Raw genomic sequence first — 17523 nt, 5'->3', positions numbered from 1 at the left:
GCCAGTTTTCTGCTTAACTCCGGGGGGGAGCTAGGCAGTACAAATGCTATGAAGAGGCTTGTAAACAAGACTCTTCGGACTTGCGGTAGGGACTATGTTAATAAGATCGAAGTCAACACGATTGAATCTGGTTTTTCGTTTACCGACACTCCTTGGCGTGAGTTCTGCGCTGCTTTTTTCCTCTGTATCATCAGCTGCGGATCAAAACAACGGCGAGTGCTATCAACTTTTCTCTTCAGCTGAGTATCAGAGCGCCCGCAGCCAGTGTCAGGAATTTGCTGAACTGGGTGATGCTAAGGCCGCTTTCCTGTTGGCGACGATGTACTATCAGGCGCTCGGGACCGTTGAGGATGATCAGCGAGGGTTATTCTGGGATCAGGTTGCTGCCGAAAAAGGCCACCCTGAGTCTGCCTATCGTCTTGGCCTTGCTTACCAACTGGGCCAAGGTGTTGGTCAGAGTAATAGTAAGGCGCGTCACTGGTATCAGCAGGCAGCACTGGCACAACATGCGAAGGCACAAAAGCTGCTCGGCGCGATGTTTGAAACCGGAGCAGCGGGAGAGAAAGACCAGTCAAAGGCTTATCAGTGGTATCTGAAAGCGGCCCAACAGGGATTGGTTGGGGCTCAGCTGAAGGTGGGGACCATGCTACTTGAAGGGCGAGGGGTGAGCGCAAACCGTGCATCAGCCCAGCACTGGATTCGGAAAGCCGCTGAAGCAGAAAATGCAAACGCCCAGGTGGCAATGGGGGTGATGCTGGCTGAAATTGATCCGCAGGAAAGCCTCAGCTGGTATCAACGTTCGGCGAAGCAGGGCAACAGTCTGGCGCTGCAAAATCTGGCACTGGTCTACTATGCCGGTCAGGGTGTTGAAGCCGACCATAATAAAGCTGCTGAGTTAGCACAGCAGGCGGTGGACGCTGGGAATAGTGAAGCGGCTGCTTTGTTAAACCTGATCCGGCTTGAAACCGAACAGCAGAAAGTGGTTGAACTGCAGGCAGAGAAGCAACAGCTGACACGCCAGATCCGGGAGTCCATCCCTGATAATGGTTCCGGTGAGCAGCAGTTGCTGTTGGCTACCCTTGCCGTTGAAGGCGTGTTGCCTCAGACCCAGACAGATGTGCCAGCGGCTCCAGCTGATGTTACTGAGACATCGGCGGTTGTAGCAACACAAGCGTCTGAAGCAGAGACTGCGTCAGTATCTGAGGATAGGCAGTCTGACGATCTGCAGTCGAAGGATGCTCAGCCCGAGCAGCCACTATGGCAGCCGGATAACCCCTATGCCCTGCCTGATGGCTGGGTGATGGATAAGTTTCCACCTGATTTTACTATTCAGCTTCTGTATGGCACCGATGAAGTCGGGATTCTTAATTATATTAAAAAGCATAACCTGCCGGACAGCGTCAGATATTTTCGTACGCAGCGTGAAGCGGGTCTGTTCTACGTGCTCATCTATGGTGATTACAAAACCATACCTGAGGCAACGGCGGCGCTCGCTGAGATTCCTGAATCTGCCCGTAAAAGCCACTGGGTGCGAAAATACAGACGCTTACAGGAGTTGTACCTGCCACCAGAGTCCTGATAAAACGAGGATCAGGTACGGAGGGTGTGGATCTCCCGGCTAGTTCCCCTGTTTGCTCACGATAACTTTGAAACTGCTGGTACGGACGTTATATGGCCCGAACTGTTTTTTACCTGTTAAGTGCTTTTCTTCTCTGGTCTTCAGTTGTTTATGCGGAAGACCAGAGTTGTCGCTCTCTCTATCAGAATAAGCAAAACCAAGCCGCGCTGCAGACCTGTCTGCCATTGGCAGAACAGGGGGACGGCGAGTCCAGTTTTATTCTCTCCAGTCTTTATAGTCAGGGCGTTAATGGCGGCACGGCCGATCTGCAGCAGGCATTGAGGTGGCTGACTCGTTCAGCTGATCAGGGTTACGGTCCTGCCTGTTACAATCTGGCTACGCTCTATGAACGTGGCGATGTTGTGCCGCAGGATCTGCCGCTTGCCTTTCACTGGTATTTGAAAGGAGCGGAACAAGAGCATCTCGCCAGCCAGTTAAAAACCGGCATCAATTACCTTAAAGGAGCGGGGACTGAGCAGAATCTGTCGCAGGCCCGTCACTGGCTGACCATCGCTGCAGATAAAGGCGATCAGAGTGCCCGGATTACCCTGGCGGCACTGCTTAAATCCAGTGATCCGCAACAGGCCATGACATTGTTCCAGCTTGCCGCTCAGCAGGGCAGCAGTTATGCCCACTATCAGCTTGCGTTGCTCTATCGTGAGCCCCCTGATGGCGTGGTTATGGATCTGGACAAGGCACTGCACCACGCTTCGGAGAGTGTGCGCCTGGGGTCTGAGCCGGCTGTTGACCTGGCGGAAAGCCTTCGGCAGCAGATAGCCATAGAGGAGTCCCATAAAATAGCGTCTCAGTCTGTTGCCGCTGAAGCGTTGCAATCCATTGCTGTGCCTGTTCCGGCTCAATTGCCTGAGCACACGGCAACTGCAGAAACTGATGCAGCGATTGATGTTGTAGTGCCGGTTAAAACAGAGGCTACAACAGAGATCGGTTTACATGATTTTGACTGGCTAAGGTCACAGCCTGAGAGTCACTATGTATTGCAATTGATACAGCTGAGTGATGAAGCGTCGGTTAAATCTTTTCTTAAAAATAATCAACTGGAAGGCAAAGCCAACTACTTCAGAGCGGTAACGGCTGCCGGGAACATGTATGTGGTGCTTTATGCAGAATCCAGTGCTTCGTTAAGTGGTGCCAGGGCCATCGCTGCAGAAAATCTTCCTGACAGGCTATCCGGGATGGTCTGGTATCGGACGTATCGGGCCATTCTGGGTGCGTATATGCCAGTTAATTAAACTCTGGTATCGGGGTGTTATGACAATCTGTAAAAAGGTTGAATTAAAAACAGATCTGATAGGATTAAAGGATTAATAATGTTTCAGAGGTTAAGGCTAATTATTGCCGCGGCTATTGCGCTGTTGGCCAGCGCAGTCAATGCAGCGGATATGCAGCAGTGTCAGCAAGCATACCGCGAAGGTAAAGTGGTGCAAGCCTATGACAGCTGCCTTCCGTTGGCTCAGGTGGGTGATCCGCAGGCCGCCTTTATTCTCGCTCGTCTGTATGCTCTGGGGGTCAATGGTGGTGAGCCCGATTGGGAAAAAGTGCTTGAGTGGCTGACCATCTCCGCTGCCGGTAATCAAGCTGAAGCGGCTTACAATCTTGCGATAGCCTATCAACAAGGCAAAGGCACTGCTGTTGATCTGCAACAGAGCCTTAAATACTACCGACAGTCTGCAGAGCTCGGTAATCCGAAGGCGATGCGGAATCTTGCAATGCTGTATGAGAAGGGCGAAGGTGTTGAAAAAGATATCACCCAGGCATTTGCTCTGTTTCAACGCTCAGCAGAGTCCGGGCTGTCTGATAGTCAGTTAAAAACCGGGCTGATGGTGCTACAAGGTGAGGGGGTGGAAAAAGATCCGGTTGCCGCCCGCCGCTGGATCGAGCAGTCTGCTGTTTCGGGAAATGATAAAGCGCAGCTGGCATTGGGAGTGCTGCTGATTGACTTTGACCCTCGCACGGCTGTTTATTGGTATAACCAGGCAGTTTCTGCCGGAAATGCTTATGCAGCCCATAATCTCGCGCTGGTTTACTCTGAAGGTCAGGGGGTGTCCCGGGATCTGTTTCAGGCGCTGGCTTTAGCCGATGCCAGTATTGAGTGGGGTAATCATAAGACCCGATTGCTGTATGAAAAGATTTTAGTGGATCTGCAACAGTCAGATATCAATCTGCAACGCGTAGATACAACGGCAATCAGTATTCAGACTCCCGTTGCCGATCCGGACACCCTGAATAACCGTGCAGATATTCAGAGCAGTGCTGAAGCATCGCTGATGGATATCAACTGGCTAAAGGCGCAACCCCCCGAACGGTTTGCAGTACAACTTGCCAGGTTAACAAGCGAAGAGGCTGTGATGCGCTTTATTAGCGAATACAGCTTACAGAGAGCTGCACATACCGTTAACCTTGCTTCCAATGACTTTGTGGTTTTACTACAGGATAATTTTGGCGATAAAGCTGATGCCCAGCGGGCACTCAAATCACAGCTTCCTGCTGCTCTGGCAGACGATGCCTGGGTACGTAGTTATGGCTCTTTGTATAAACACTAATCGCCTGTGAAAATTCTTCTGCTTTCTGCCTATGATGCCGCCAGTCACGCTTATTGGCATAAAGGTCTGGTCGAAAATCTAAGCGAGCATCAGTGGACGGTGATGACTCTGCCGCCCCGATATTTCTCCTGGCGGATACGCGGTAATAGTCTGAGTTGGGCATTCAACGAAAGAGAGACGCTGGAGAAACACTACGATCTGGTGATTGCCACTTCAATGACGGATCTCTCTGCTCTGAGGGGGTTTGTGCCCCATCTGGCCAGCATTCCAACGCTGGTTTATTTTCACGAAAATCAGTTTGCCTACCCGGAGTCCGGTCGGGAGTATGGCAATGTTGAGCCGAAAATTCTGAACCTGTATACGGCGCTGGCAGCGGACCATATCTGTTTTAATACCGCCTATAACCGCATGACTTTTCTTACAGGCTGCCGTGAGTTGCTGAAAAAGCTGCCGGATCAGGTGCCCGCGGGGGTGGTTGAACGGCTGGAGCAGCGGTCATCGGTGCTTCAGGTGCCGCTGCCTCAGAGTGCATATCTGCCTCATAAGCCCCAGTCGGGGGCTGTGCGCCTGGTCTGGAATCACCGCTGGGAGTTTGATAAAGGACCTCAGCAGTTGCTCAGTGCTGTAGAGGGGCTGTGTAATGCAGGTGTTGATTTCAGATTGGATGTTGTCGGTCAGCAATTTCGTAATGTGCCTGAACCGTTGCGTCAGTTAAAGCCATTACTGGAAGGTCGGGCGGGATGTATGGGATTTGTCGAGTCCGTAGACGAATACCGACGACTGCTGCAACAGGCTGATATTGTTCTTTCAACAGCACTGCATGACTTTCAAGGGATTGCGGTACTGGAAGGGGTGGCGGCAGGAGCAATGCCATTGGTACCAAACCGACTGGCGTATACCGAACTTTTCCCTGCGGATTGCTGTTATACCAGCGGAGAGGGGGAGAGTGAAAGCCTGGTCGAAGCCGTTGTGCATTATGCGCAAATGAAGCAAGCAGGCCAATGCACTCCTGCACCGGATATATCAACATTAAGCTGGGGTAATATGGCTACTCAGTATGAGCGATTATTGCAGCGCGTTGAGAGTACCACTGCATGACTTAAGAGAGGTTTTGAGCAGGATGCCTGTTTGTCAGGCAAGAGCAGCCCAGCCTACGCTGCACTGGCCTGAGCGCTGGCAGTAAATCCAGCCAGAGCTCAGATAACCCGTCAGATATTAGTTAAAACCCGCCAGCAGAGCGCGCCACTCAGGGTGAACAAAGCCTTCATCTTTCATGATGGTGTTGAAGCTAAAGCTTTGCTGATTGGTTTCCAGACTGACTTTCATCGCCCCATTTAACACCGCTTTCAGTGGTGTTTCGGAGATGAATGGGCGCATGGAGATACGCTTGGCGGATTCAGTTAAACCATTACGGGTGTAGCTGATGGCTGGTGTAAGCGGATAGGCTTTATTGTCAATCCACAGCGTTGCACCGCTAATTTGATGATAGGCTCCGCTGACAGCAACTTTCAGGGTTTTTGGGCGATCATAGTTAACATACAACGCGCTGCAGAGATCAAATTGATTACAGCTGAGCGGATGAATCTCCTGATCAGTGAGGTTGCCTGGCAGTTTGTATTCTGGCTGGTTCATTAAGCTACTGCAGCCGGCCAGTAAGGCCAGGACAAATATCAGCGAGTACTTCATGTGTGCGTCTCTTCAGAAAGATACTGGATAGTGTTAACTGCTGATTATAACGGCGAAAGTTCAGGCTGCAATGTCACCAGGCAACTGTTTCCCTATTTAATGTAAGATAACGGTGATAACAGGCGCCTTCGGGCCGGTCTATCGTTTCTTTTAAGTCAGCTCAATCCAGTACTGCGAGGATAGTGTGCCATGCTTCATCAGTATATCCCGGCCGCTTCAGGGTGCGTGTCAGCGAATAGCTTTGCAGGTCGGCGCCGATTCTTACCCGTACGCCTTGTTCCAGCTTTTCTCTGATAGCCAACTCTGAGCTGAATCGGTGGATAGAGACTCGCTGGCCAGTGGCGGTCTTGCGGTAGCCGGTTTCAGGCTGAAGGGATTGGAGTGGGTAAGTTGTGCCATCGACCCAGATGCTGGCCGCTTTAATGGGGTGATAAGTACCACTGACAATAATGTTAAAATCCCCGCCATCCTGCTCGACTGCAAGTGCGGCAGTACAGATGCCCTGGCCAACACAAACGGATGTTTGGGCGGTGCTGCTATTGGAAAACTGACCAGGCTGATTAATACCGCTGCAACCGGTGAGTAATAGAAGACAAAGAACGAGAGTTGATCGTGGCATGAGTACCCATCCCTGAGTGAGTGATTCTTGAAAAACTGGCACGATTATACGGTTACAGTTTCTGATTGCAATGCACTGTTTAAACGCTCGTTTGATCGGTCGTCCTGTTTATATTTTTCTCTACTTTCCGATGTATCGTCTTTATTGACGGCCCAGATAGTTAAGCGGTAAGGCTGTCGTATCGACGATTTTACGCATAATAAACGCTGACTTTACCCCGGTGACCCCCTGTATACGGGTGATCTTGCCGAGTAGAATGTCGTGATAACGGTCCATATCCGGTACTGCAACTTTTAGCTGATAATCCGCATCGTGGCCGGTAATCAGATAGCATTCCATCACTTCAGGAAAACTGCTGATAGTCGTTTCAAACGTTTCGAACCGTTCCGGGATATGCTTATCCATGCTTATATGCAGTATAGCGATCAGGTTCAGATCGACTGCGCGTTCATCGATTCTCACAACCCGGTCTTTTATTACCCCCGCCTCTTCCAGTGCTTTTACCCGTCGGGAACAGGGCGCAGCGGTCAGACCCACTTTCTCGGCAAGGTCCTGATTTGACACGCCGCCATCATGCTGTAGTTCGCGCAATATTTTTAAGTCAAAACGGTCGAAAGGGTATTTTGATTTCATGGTTTTATTACTCTGCGCAATTATATCTATCGTTAAAGTATATTTAGTTATTATTTATTGCGCAAATTTATGGTTTTTCCTGTTTTTAGATCGGTTATTGCGCAACAAAGGCTTTAAACTTTGCTCTATTGATTGCTGCAGCGATAAATATTTGCCGGGAGCCACCAAAGCATACCGTTATCAGCGGATGTGGATGACAACACCAGAAGTGTCTAATCAGGTTTAAGCGCCAGTCTACCGGACTGATCAGTGTGTACCACAAGTATGCGACAGACAGATTTGGTCCCGCGCTCTCCCGCGCGGGATTTCAACACAATAACCGTTTATAAATCCAAAAAACTGCCATACAGAGGCAGATGACGAGCAGGACAACACTATGTTTGACCATCGTAAATACAGTGCATTTGAACCGATTAGTTTGACCGACCGTAGCTGGCCAGACAAGACCCTGACACAGGCGCCTGACTGGTGCAGTGTAGACCTTCGGGACGGTAATCAGGCGCTGGTGAATCCGATGAATGTTGAGCAGAAGACCCGTTTGTTCGACCTGCTGGTTAAGATTGGTTTTAAAGAGATTGAGGTCGGTTTTCCTTCCGCTTCTCAGCCCGATTATGATTTTGTGCGTAAGCTGGTGGATGAAAACCGTATCCCTGACGACGTCACCATTCAGGTGCTGACCCAGGCGCGTGAAGATCTGATCAAACGCACCTATGAAGCGATGTCCGGGGTAAAAAAAGCGGTTATCCATGTGTATAACTCTACTTCAACGGTGCAACGGGAACAGGTATTTGGCCAGTCCCGTGAGGGGATTAAGGCGATTGCCGTGCAAGGGGCGCAATGGGTGCAACAGTACGCTCAGCAGCATCCCGACACCCAGTGGTCGTTCCAGTATTCGCCGGAAAGTTTCAGCGGCACTGAGATGGATTATGCAATTGAAGTCTGTGATGCGGTGATTGATCAGTGGCAGCCTGAAAGTGGTCGCGACATCATTATCAACTTGCCAGCAACCGTGGAGATGTCCACCCCTAATCGCTTTGCGGATCAGGTCGAGTATTTCTGCCGTCATCTGGTAAACCGTCAGTATGTGCGTATCAGTCTGCACACCCATAATGACCGGGGCTGTGCGGTGGCCGCTGCAGAGCTGGGTATGCTGGCCGGTGCTGACCGGATAGAGGGTACACTGATGGGCAACGGTGAGCGTACCGGTAATATGGATGTGATTACCATGGGCATGAACCTTTACTCCCAGGGTGTTGACCCGCAGCTGGATTTCTCCGACATCATGGAGATCAACGAAGTGGTTGAAAGCTGCACAGGCATTCCGGTGGGTGTACGCCATCCCTGGGCCGGAGAGTTGGTGTATACCGCATTCTCCGGCAGCCATCAGGATGCGATTCGTAAGTCGGTGAACTATCACACCGAGCATAAGAAACCTCACTGGGATGTGGCCTATCTGCCGATTGATCCACGGGATATTGGTCGTGAATATGAAGCGGTGGTGCGTATTAACTCCCAGAGTGGTAAAGGCGGTGTAGCGCTGGTATTGGAGCGGGATTACGACATCTCTTTACCAAAATGGATGCATTTCCCATTGAGTCGGGTGGTTCAGGGAGCCGCAGAGCGGAGTGGTGTAGAGGTCTCGCCGACTAACATCAAGCGTTTGTTTGATGAACACTTTATCTCGGTCGACGCTCAATGGCAGTTGCATGATTATGACCTGCACACAGAAGGTCACCGGGTCAGCGCCCGTTTTAAAATTGGCGAACAACAGTTGACCGGAGAGGGGGCTGGTGCACTTGAAGCCCTGTGCGCAGCACTGACAAGGACATTTGATTGCGGCATTGAAGTCATCCACTTCGACCAGCATGCGATTGGTGGTGGTACTGATGCTAATGCTCAGGCATCGATCGCCGTGCAGATCAACGGAGAGGAATATTGTGCTGTAGCGGTCGCTGAAGATACCTCTGCCGCGGCTTTACAAGCGATGCTGACCGCATTCAGCCGGACCGGTATTGAAACAGTTAAGGCGGCCTGAGATTGATTGATGAGATCGATTAATGTGATCGATTAAAGAGGGAAGACCGGTACCTGATGCCGGTTTTTTTTTGCTGTAACACTTTAATGCAGGTATTGTTTAAAGAGCGATCTGCCGGCCCGAAGGGTGTGGGCAAATAGTATCAGTAAGCCAAAATGTAACTTTTTCTCATCACCTGGAGCAGGTATTGTTTCAGTTTTGATTATTGGATCAGGGAACACAATGGAGTCCAATATTTTACTTCGCATTCAACCGATTTTGTTCTCTATCTTCGCGGTGGCGGTGAGTCATAACCTGTTTTTTGTGATGCTGCCAATACGTCTGCGGGAAGGGGGCTTCGCTTCTTCTGATATCGGCATGGCGATGAGTATGTTTGCCGTCGGGGCGATTATGGCGGGACTGTTTGGCTCCCGTGCGGTGCTTCGCGCCGGTCATATCCGGGCGTTTTCCTCGATGGCCGCGACACTGGCAATCGTCTCGGTATGTCACAGTTATTTCATCAATATCTGGGTCACCGGTGCGTTAAGAATGGTGGCCGGATTCTGTTTTGTCACCAGCTTTATTACCCTTGAAAGCTGGTTGAATGTGCTCAGTGATAAGCGCAACCGGGGAAAGGTATTCAGCACCTATCAGATCTGTTTTGCCATCGGCTTTGGCTCTGCGCCGTTTTTGTTCAGCCTGTCCAGTGAGCATGATCCTCGCTTGTTTGGTCTTATCGGTGTGTTTCTCTGTATCTCTTTGATTATTATGTCGATGAGTCGTTTACCCTTGCCGGAGCTGCCCAGTCGGCCTCGTCCAATGTCGCCGAAAAGGCTGTGGAATTATTCGCCCTCGGGCACGTTGTCCTGTTTTTGTGCCGGTCTGATAAGTGCCGCCAGTGTCTCGCTGATATCGCTTTATGCCTACGATCATGGCATTACGGGTATCTGGTTATCGCTGGTATTGGGGTCCTATCAGTTGGGGGGATTGCTGACGCAATACCCGGTTGGCTGGCTGGCCGATCGTTATGATAAACGTCTTGTCGCTGCGGGCCTGATGATGATGGGAATCTGTAGTAACTTACTGATCGTCACCGAGTACTTTATTCCGATGCCGGTGGAGATGCTGGTGGTGCTGTTTCTGATCTCCGGTGGTTCCGGGGTGGCGTTGTTCCCGCTGGCAGTGACTCAGGTGTTCGATCATATCGATCTGAAAGAGGCGATGTCGGCAACCAGTATGATGCAGATTCTGCTGGGTTGCGGCGGTGTATTGGGGCCGATCATTGCCGGTTTTCTGATGACTCAGTTTGAGACTATCTGGCTTTACTATTATCTGGTGGCGGTGCATCTGTTTGTCGCGGTATTTTTGGTGGTACGTAAACTGTTTGTGCGTACCGAAACCTTAGAGAGTCACTCGAAATATCAGGTTAGCCTGCAAGGCACATCGGTGGGTTCCTCTGTGCTGGGACCTCAGCTTGACTACAATCTTGCTGAAATTCGGGATCCTGAACTTAAGTTGCTGCTGGTCGCTCTGGCACAGCAGCCAAAAGACCCGGCTATCTTGATTAGTACTGCACTGGAGGGCTCCTCTCTGACCGCACGGGATGTGGCGATTCATATGGTACTGGCGTTGCCTAAGCGTTCCGGTGAGCTGATAAAAATGCTGGTAACCTTGTTCCCTGAGCAACGCCTGGCGATCGCTTATTCACTGCGTGATCTGTTTATTCTGCGCAAGGAACGGATCAACGCGATGCTGCAGGAAGCGTTAATAGCAGGGGCTGATGATGCGGAACGTAGCGAGATCGATTTGATGCTGGAGCATATTGCCCGGGAGTTGGATGAGGAGGATAGCCAGTCAGCGTCTAATTCTGCCTGAGTAAAAAATCAGCCAGTAACACAAAAGCCACCTGGCGGTGGCTTTCTGGTGATGCAGTCGTTTGAAAAGCTATTGATTAACTTGCTTTAGGGCTGGGGCCCGCTTTCGGTCCGCGACCAACGCGCTTCTTCGGTGATTTTTTCTGTGAAGAGGCTTTTTTAGCGGCTGCTTTAGCCACCGCTTTCTTGTTTTTGATTTTCGGTTTCTTCGGTTTGGCTTTGCCGCCGCCTTTGCCCGGTTCCGGTTTTTTCGGAGCGAGACCCGGGAAAGTGATGCGGGGCAGTTTGTCGCCGATAAAACGTTCGATCTTGCCCAGGGTTGCCCAGTCTAACGGCTCTACAATGGACCAGACGGTGCCTTTAGCGCCATCACGCCCTGAGCGACCACAGCGGTGGACGTAACTGTCAGCTTTCATCGGCAGATAGAGGTTGATCACGTGGGTCAGGTCCGGCAGGTCCAGTCCGCGACCCACCACGTCGGTGGCGATAATGATTTTAATTCGGCCACGACGCATCTCTTTGATCCGCTGAGTCCGCTCACTCTGGCGCATATCGCCATGCAGGCCGTAACAGAGAATACCCGCATTACGGATGATGGTAACCCACTGTTCTACCTGCTTGCGGCTGTTAACAAAGATGATCCCTTGTTTTAGCTGTGGCTGATGGATCAGTGCTTTCAACAGGTACTCTTTGTGTTGTTCGTTGTCTGCCCGGTAGACGAACTGCTCAATGTTTTCAGGAATATGACGGGGCTGATCGACTGCGATTACCTGCGAATCTTCATTCAGCAGGTCAGCGGCAAACTGCTGGATCTTTTCACCCTCGAGGGTGGCGGAAAACATCAGCGTCTGGCGCTGCAACGGCAGCACATCGGCGATCTGTTTAATCTCATTGATAAAGCCCAGATCGAGCATCCGGTCGGCTTCATCGATAATCAGCATATCCACCAGTGACAGGTCGAGCCACTCCTGCGCGTTCAGTTCCAACAACCGGCCGGGTGTTGCCACCATGATATCGATCTGTTCCGCCAGCATGCCCTTCTGCATACCGAAGGGGACGCCACCGACGATCAGGCAGCTTTTAATACGGTTGTGTTGCGTCTGCAGTTCAATGACCTGATAAATCTGTTTTGCCAGCTCACGGGTCGGGGCGAGAATCAGAATCTGCGGTGCACTGCTATGGTCCTGGTCTCTGTCGAATACTTTTTGCAGCGCAGGCAAGACAAAGGCCAGGGTTTTACCGGTACCGGTGGGGGCTGATGCCAGCAGATCGAAGCCCTCCATGGCGACAGGGATCGCCTGTTGCTGGATCGGGCGGGGGCTGAGAAAGTTGTTGTCAGCCAATGGGCCCAGAATTTCCAGATCCAGATTTAGGTCGATAAAGAACATCGATGGGTACTCGCAGGTTTAAAGGCGCAAGCATACCTTATTTTTGCCAGCGCGGATATTTCGGCTAGCGGGGATTGGCCTGTTTATCGGGGGGAATACATGAAAATTATCCTATATTTGCCCGGGATTGTGATTGCGCCTTGAGGTACTCGGTCACAACGCCTATCATTCCGCGCTGGCCGTTTAGTATCGGCGATGGTTCAGATTATCGTCTATAGTGTTTCACGGTGTTGTTTCTATCGTTTTCTGTTTTGAGAGCTGTCTTTTGTCTGAATTTATTCCCGGCCAACGCTGGATCAGTAATACCGAATCAAATCTGGGGCTGGGGTTGGTGACCAGCGTATCAAACCGTCGCGTTGACATTCTATTTCCTGCTGTTGAAGAGGAACGTACCTACGCTATCGATAACGCACCGCTCAGCCGTGTGGTCTATCCGGTGGGTGAGCAGGTGCGCAATGCCTCAGGCCTGAAGGTTACCATTACCGCGCAGCAGGAACTGAATGGCTATATGGTCTATCAGGCGGAAGATGCTGAGGGCGAAGTACTGGTGCTGGAAGAGCGGGATCTGGACAGCGCGGTTCACTTCAGTAAGCCCCATGACCGCTTATTTGCCGGTCAGGTGGATAAGCTGAGTCAGTTTAAACTGCGGGTTGAAACCCTGAAAAATCAGTTTGCTCATCTGCAGTCCGAAAGTTACGGCTTGCTGGGTCCCCGGGTGCAGTTGTTGCCCCATCAGCTATATATCGCCCATCAGGTGTCGCGCCGCTTTGCTCCACGGGTACTGCTGGCGGATGAAGTGGGTCTGGGTAAAACCATTGAAGCGGGTTTGATTCTGCATCAGCAACTGATCAGTGGCAAAGCGTCCCGGGCGCTGATTGTGGTGCCGGACAGTCTGGTACATCAGTGGCTGGTGGAGATGCTGCGGCGCTTTAACCTGCGTTTTACCATTCTCGATGAGCTGCGCTGCGAAGCGCTGGAGCTGTCTGATGAGGGGGTTAACCCGTTCGAGACTGCGCAGCTGGTGTTATGTAATCTTTCATTCCTTAAGTCCAGCCCTGACCGTCTGGTGCAGGCACTGGATGCCGGCTGGGATATGCTGGTGGTGGATGAAGCGCACCATCTGGTCTGGTCCGAAGAGGAATCCAGCCCGGAATATATCTGTATTGAAGCACTGGCCCGTGAAGTGAAAGGGCTATTGCTGTTAACCGCGACCCCGGAACAGTTGGGAGTCGATAGCCACTTTGCCCGGTTGCGTTTGCTGGACCCGGATCGTTATTACAGTCTGGAACAGTTCCGTGCCGAGGAGGAGGGCTATCAACCGGTCAGTAAGCTGGTGGCCCGACTGTTGGATGAAGATGCCCGCGAGCAGCTTAAAGATGCCCCCGAGGTATTTACTCAATTGGGCAGTTATCTGGGGCACGAGGTCGCTCAGCAGCTGCAGGATGAACTTGAGAACGATTCGCTTGACCAGGCGATTCAGGATGCGGTGGCCACGTTGCTGGATCACCATGGTACCGGTCGGGTGCTGTTCCGTAATACCCGTGATGGGGTGAGCGGATTTCCTAAGCGGGTGTTACACAGTTATCCACTGCCGGAGCCTGAGTTTTATCTCGAAAGCGAACAGCAACTGCTGGCCCAGGCAGATTTGGAAGAGCGACTGCACCCGGAACTTATTCTGGCGGACCGCTGGCTGGAAGCCGATCCGCGGGTTGAATGGCTGGTGGACTGGCTGAAACAGAATCGCGATCAGAAAGCGCTGGTGATCTGTGCCTACGCGGAAACCGCAAAGTCCCTGGAAGAACATCTGCGCCTCTATGAGGGTATTCGCTCCTCGGTGTTCCATGAAGGGATGACGCTGGTTAATCGTGATCGTGCTGCTGCTTATTTCGCCGATGAAGATGAGAGTGCTCAGGTACTGATCTGCTCTGAAATCGGCAGTGAGGGACGCAACTTTCAATTTGCCAGCCACCTGGTACTGTTCGATCTGCCCCTTAATCCTGATCTGCTGGAACAGCGTATCGGCCGGCTTGACCGGATTGGCCAGCGTAACGATGTGCAGATCCATGTGCCTCATTATGAATTCAGTGCTCAGGCGGTGCTGCTGGACTGGTTCCATCGCGGCCTGAACTGTTTTGAACGTGCTTGTCCGGTGGGGCAGGTATTGTTCGATCAGTTCCTGGAACAACTGATTCCGGCGCTGTTTGAAGAGTATGACGAAGCGAATATTGAAACGCTGATGAGCAGTACCCGCCTCGAAGCAGATCGTCTTCTGGAACAGCTGCAGCAGGGGCGCGATCAACTGCTGGAACTGAACTCCTGTCACCCGGAGAAAGCGGCTGCCATTGCTGAAAGCATGGAAGTCACCGGTAACAGTATCGAACTGAGTAGTTATATGGAACGCATGTTCGACCAGTTTGGTGTCGAACAGCAGACTCACAGTAGCCAGAGTATTATTCTCAGTCCGGGCGATCATATGCATCATGAAAGCCTGCCGGGTCTGCCCGCCGATGGTATGACCGCAACCTATAGTCGTGCACTGGCGCTGGGCCGTGAAGATATTCAGTTCCTCACCTGGGAGCACCCGCTGGTGCTGGGCACTATGGATATCGTGGTCAATGGTGACTTCGGTAATACCGCAGTCTGTACCATTACATTACCGCCGCTGAAGCCCGGAACCCTGTTGTTGGAAGCTATCTTCACCCTGCACTGTGCAGCGCCTAAACAGCTACAGGTGCAGCGCTATCTGCCACAGACGCTGAGCCGTATTGTGGTGGATGCTAATGGCACCGATCTCAGCGCTATTCTCACCGAAGTCCATATCAACAAGCTGGCGGAACGAGTGGGACGGCGTCAGTCGGTGGAGATTGTCAAACACACCCGCAGTGAGGTGGGTAAGATGGTGGACCGGGTTGAAGCGATTGCCGCAACTCAGTTCCCGGCGATGCTGGTTGAAGCCAAACAGAATGTGGCCGACCTTCTGGGGGCAGAGCAGGAGCGTCTCAGTGCGCTGGCCGCAGTGAATCCGAACATTCGTCAGGAAGAGATCGACTATCTGGCGCAGAACCGTGCCGCGCTGGATCATCATCTGGAAAGCGCATCCCTCAAACTGGATGCGATTCGGGTGATTGTTGCGACCTGATCTCTGTTATTATGGCCAGCTATATTCAGATGAATTCAGTATAACCGGAGCAGACTTTGTCCAACGCGGAAAACTTTACCGATCTGGGGCTTGATCCCCGGCTTAGCACTATCCTTGATCATCAGGGGATTTCCAGGCCGACTGAGATTCAGGCTCTGGCGGTGCCGACGGCGATAGTCGGCCATGACCTGATCGCATCATCGAAAACCGGTTCTGGTAAAACCCTGGCCTATCTGCTGCCAACCATGCAGCGGCTGATGCGCCAGAAAGCCTTGAGCAAAAAAGACCCACGGGTGCTGATTCTGACACCGACCCGGGAGCTGGCTAAACAGGTTTATGCGCAGTTGCGCAGCCTGGTGAGCGGCACTCAGTTGAGAGCGGTGCTGGTGCTGGGCGGTGAAAACTTCAATGATCAGGCCAAAGCTCTGGGTAAAGATCCGCACGTGGTGGTGGCGACCCCGGGACGGCTGGTCAACCATCTGGATGAACGCTCACTGTTTCTGGATGGGCTGGAATTGCTGATTCTCGATGAAGCAGACCGGATGCTGGATCTGGGATTCGCTGAGCAGCTTAACCGGATCAATCAGATCGCCAGTCACCGTTTACGGCAGACACTGATGTTTTCGGCAACACTGGAACATGCTGAAGTGAACAGTATGGCCAAAACCTTGCTGAAATCACCGAAGCGGATCGCCATCGGCGCCGCTAATGCTGAACACGCTGATATTGAGAAACGTTTTTACTTCGCCGATCACCTGGATCATAAACAGGCGTTGCTGGAACGTATTCTGGACACCGAGACCTACCAGCAGGTGATTATCTTTACCGCCACCCGTGCCGATACTGAGCGCTTGTCACAGCTGCTGTCGGGTAAGGGGCTGAAAACCGCTGCGCTGAGTGGCGAGATGAGTCAGACCGACCGCAATAAAATTATGGACAGCTTCAGCCGTGGTCAGCAGCAGGTGCTGATCACCACTGATGTTGCTTCCCGGGGGCTGGACCTGCTGCAGGTGTCGCTGGTGGTGAACTTTGATATGCCTAAACAGGCTGAAGAGTATGTTCACCGGATCGGTCGTACCGGTCGGGCCGGGGCTAAAGGGGTTGCGATATCGTTAGTCGGCCCTAAAGACTGGGATGCCTTTAAACGTGTCGAGAGCTTTCTGCAGCAATCGGTGAACTTCGGTGAACTGGACGGCTTAAAGGCGAAGTTTAAGGGGGTTAAAGATGCGCCTGTTGCTAAAGTGCCGAAGTCCGAGGTCAGTGCAGCAGTTGCTCGCCCTAAACGGGTGATCAAAGCGCCGCAGGATCGCAAAAACCGACGAACCGCTAATCTGCAGATTGTCTCTGATGACGGTATGGCACCGCTGAAAAAGAAGAAAGCCGATTAGTGTCTGCCGTCATAAATAAACCAGCCTGAGTGCTGGTTTTTTTCTTCTGGCCAAGCTGCTCAACACGTCTTTCAATACATCTCTCAATACACCTCTCAATTCACCTCTCAAAGTGATGACAGATAGCTTTGTAATACGCTGGTTCCCCCTTAATAATAGAGATATGAAACTTATGGGGGGATCGAAATGAAAAAGTTGAGCTGTATTTTCTTTGCTGTTAGCGCATTAGCTATTTCTGCGCCGGTAGTTCATGCCGGAGGTGCCGAGGTGTATCAGACCTGTGTTGAGTGTCATGGTGCGAATGCTGAACTTTCCGCTATGGGAAAGTCTCAGATAATACAGGGATGGCCTGCAACACAGATCGTTGAAGCGATTAATGGTTATAAGGCTGGAACCTATGGTGGACCGTTGAAAGCGTTGATGAAGGTGCAGGGCGATAAACTGGATGATGCATCAATACAGGCAGTGGCTGAGTATATCTCCGGGCTTTAAGTTAACCGCTTAGGTCAGCGCTTACATGAGAGCACTTACATAAGAGCACTTACATAAGAGCTCTTAAATCACAGCGTTGCTAACTCATCTGCTTCTGTAAGTGTAAAACCT

13 protein-coding genes are annotated in these 17523 nt (G+C 51.6%); 9 read left to right on the top strand and 4 right to left on the bottom strand.

Going from position 1 to position 17523, the window contains the following annotated elements:
• Window positions 1-94 precede the first annotated feature (94 nt).
• The 4 genes from Q0499_RS15500 to Q0499_RS15485 all read left to right on the top strand — a co-directional run bounded on the left by Q0499_RS15500 (window position 95) and on the right by Q0499_RS15485 (window position 5277).
• The gene (locus Q0499_RS15500; protein WP_299200854.1) at window positions 95-1579 is read left to right on the top strand and encodes an SPOR domain-containing protein; all 1485 of its coding nucleotides are present in this window, start codon (window positions 95-97) and stop codon (window positions 1577-1579) included.
• Window positions 1580-1671: 92 nt separating this feature from the next.
• Entirely contained in the window at window positions 1672-2868 is a 1197-nt protein-coding gene (locus Q0499_RS15495) for a hypothetical protein (RefSeq protein ID WP_299200851.1), read from the top strand.
• A gap of 78 nt (window positions 2869-2946) precedes the next feature.
• The gene (locus Q0499_RS15490; RefSeq protein ID WP_299200848.1) at window positions 2947-4179 is read left to right on the top strand and encodes a hypothetical protein; all 1233 of its coding nucleotides are present in this window, start codon (window positions 2947-2949) and stop codon (window positions 4177-4179) included.
• A 6-nt stretch (window positions 4180-4185) separates the two neighbouring features.
• Window positions 4186-5277: a DUF3524 domain-containing protein gene (locus Q0499_RS15485; RefSeq protein ID WP_299200845.1), complete on the top strand. Its 1092-nt coding sequence runs from the start codon at window positions 4186-4188 to the stop codon at window positions 5275-5277.
• Window positions 5278-5394: 117 nt separating this feature from the next.
• On the opposite strand, the gene Q0499_RS15480 is transcribed toward Q0499_RS15485, so the two are convergent.
• The 3 genes from Q0499_RS15480 to Q0499_RS15470 all read right to left on the bottom strand — a co-directional run bounded on the left by Q0499_RS15480 (window position 5395) and on the right by Q0499_RS15470 (window position 7117).
• A complete protein-coding gene (locus tag Q0499_RS15480) occupies window positions 5395-5865 on the bottom strand; it encodes a hypothetical protein (RefSeq protein ID WP_299200840.1) in 471 nt (156 codons plus the stop codon).
• 160 nt (window positions 5866-6025) lie between these two features.
• Window positions 6026-6484, bottom strand: coding sequence for a hypothetical protein (locus Q0499_RS15475; RefSeq protein WP_299200835.1), 459 nt, complete (start codon window positions 6482-6484; stop codon window positions 6026-6028).
• 141 nt (window positions 6485-6625) lie between these two features.
• Entirely contained in the window at window positions 6626-7117 is a 492-nt protein-coding gene (locus Q0499_RS15470) for an Lrp/AsnC family transcriptional regulator (protein ID WP_299200832.1), read from the bottom strand.
• A gap of 376 nt (window positions 7118-7493) precedes the next feature.
• On the opposite strand from Q0499_RS15470, the gene leuA reads away from it, so the two are divergent.
• A complete protein-coding gene (leuA, locus tag Q0499_RS15465) occupies window positions 7494-9152 on the top strand; it encodes a 2-isopropylmalate synthase (RefSeq protein WP_299200829.1) in 1659 nt (552 codons plus the stop codon).
• Window positions 9153-9374: 222 nt separating this feature from the next.
• The gene (locus Q0499_RS15460) at window positions 9375-11006 is read left to right on the top strand and encodes an MFS transporter (RefSeq protein ID WP_299200825.1); all 1632 of its coding nucleotides are present in this window, start codon (window positions 9375-9377) and stop codon (window positions 11004-11006) included.
• A gap of 76 nt (window positions 11007-11082) precedes the next feature.
• Here Q0499_RS15460 and Q0499_RS15455 read toward each other — a convergent pair whose 3' ends face one another.
• Window positions 11083-12393 (bottom strand): DEAD/DEAH box helicase, encoded by a 1311-nt coding sequence (locus Q0499_RS15455; RefSeq protein WP_299200822.1) that lies wholly within the window; start codon window positions 12391-12393, stop codon window positions 11083-11085.
• Between the two features lie 265 nt (window positions 12394-12658).
• Between Q0499_RS15455 and rapA the strand changes: the two genes are divergently transcribed.
• The 3 genes from rapA (at window position 12659) to Q0499_RS15440 (ending at window position 17412) form a co-directional block, all read left to right on the top strand.
• The gene (rapA, locus tag Q0499_RS15450) at window positions 12659-15532 is read left to right on the top strand and encodes an RNA polymerase-associated protein RapA (protein ID WP_299200819.1); all 2874 of its coding nucleotides are present in this window, start codon (window positions 12659-12661) and stop codon (window positions 15530-15532) included.
• Window positions 15533-15588: 56 nt separating this feature from the next.
• Window positions 15589-16920: a DEAD/DEAH box helicase gene (locus tag Q0499_RS15445; RefSeq protein ID WP_299200817.1), complete on the top strand. Its 1332-nt coding sequence runs from the start codon at window positions 15589-15591 to the stop codon at window positions 16918-16920.
• Window positions 16921-17106: 186 nt separating this feature from the next.
• Window positions 17107-17412 (top strand): c-type cytochrome, encoded by a 306-nt coding sequence (locus Q0499_RS15440; RefSeq protein ID WP_299200815.1) that lies wholly within the window; start codon window positions 17107-17109, stop codon window positions 17410-17412.
• Window positions 17413-17523: the final 111 nt, after the last annotated feature.

Origin of the sequence: uncultured Amphritea sp. (assembly GCF_937127095.1) — a bacterium.
Classification (GTDB): Bacteria; Pseudomonadota; Gammaproteobacteria; order Pseudomonadales; family Balneatricaceae; genus Amphritea.
Note: the sequence above shows the minus strand (reverse complement) of the source record. Positions and strands in the feature narration are given on the sequence as shown.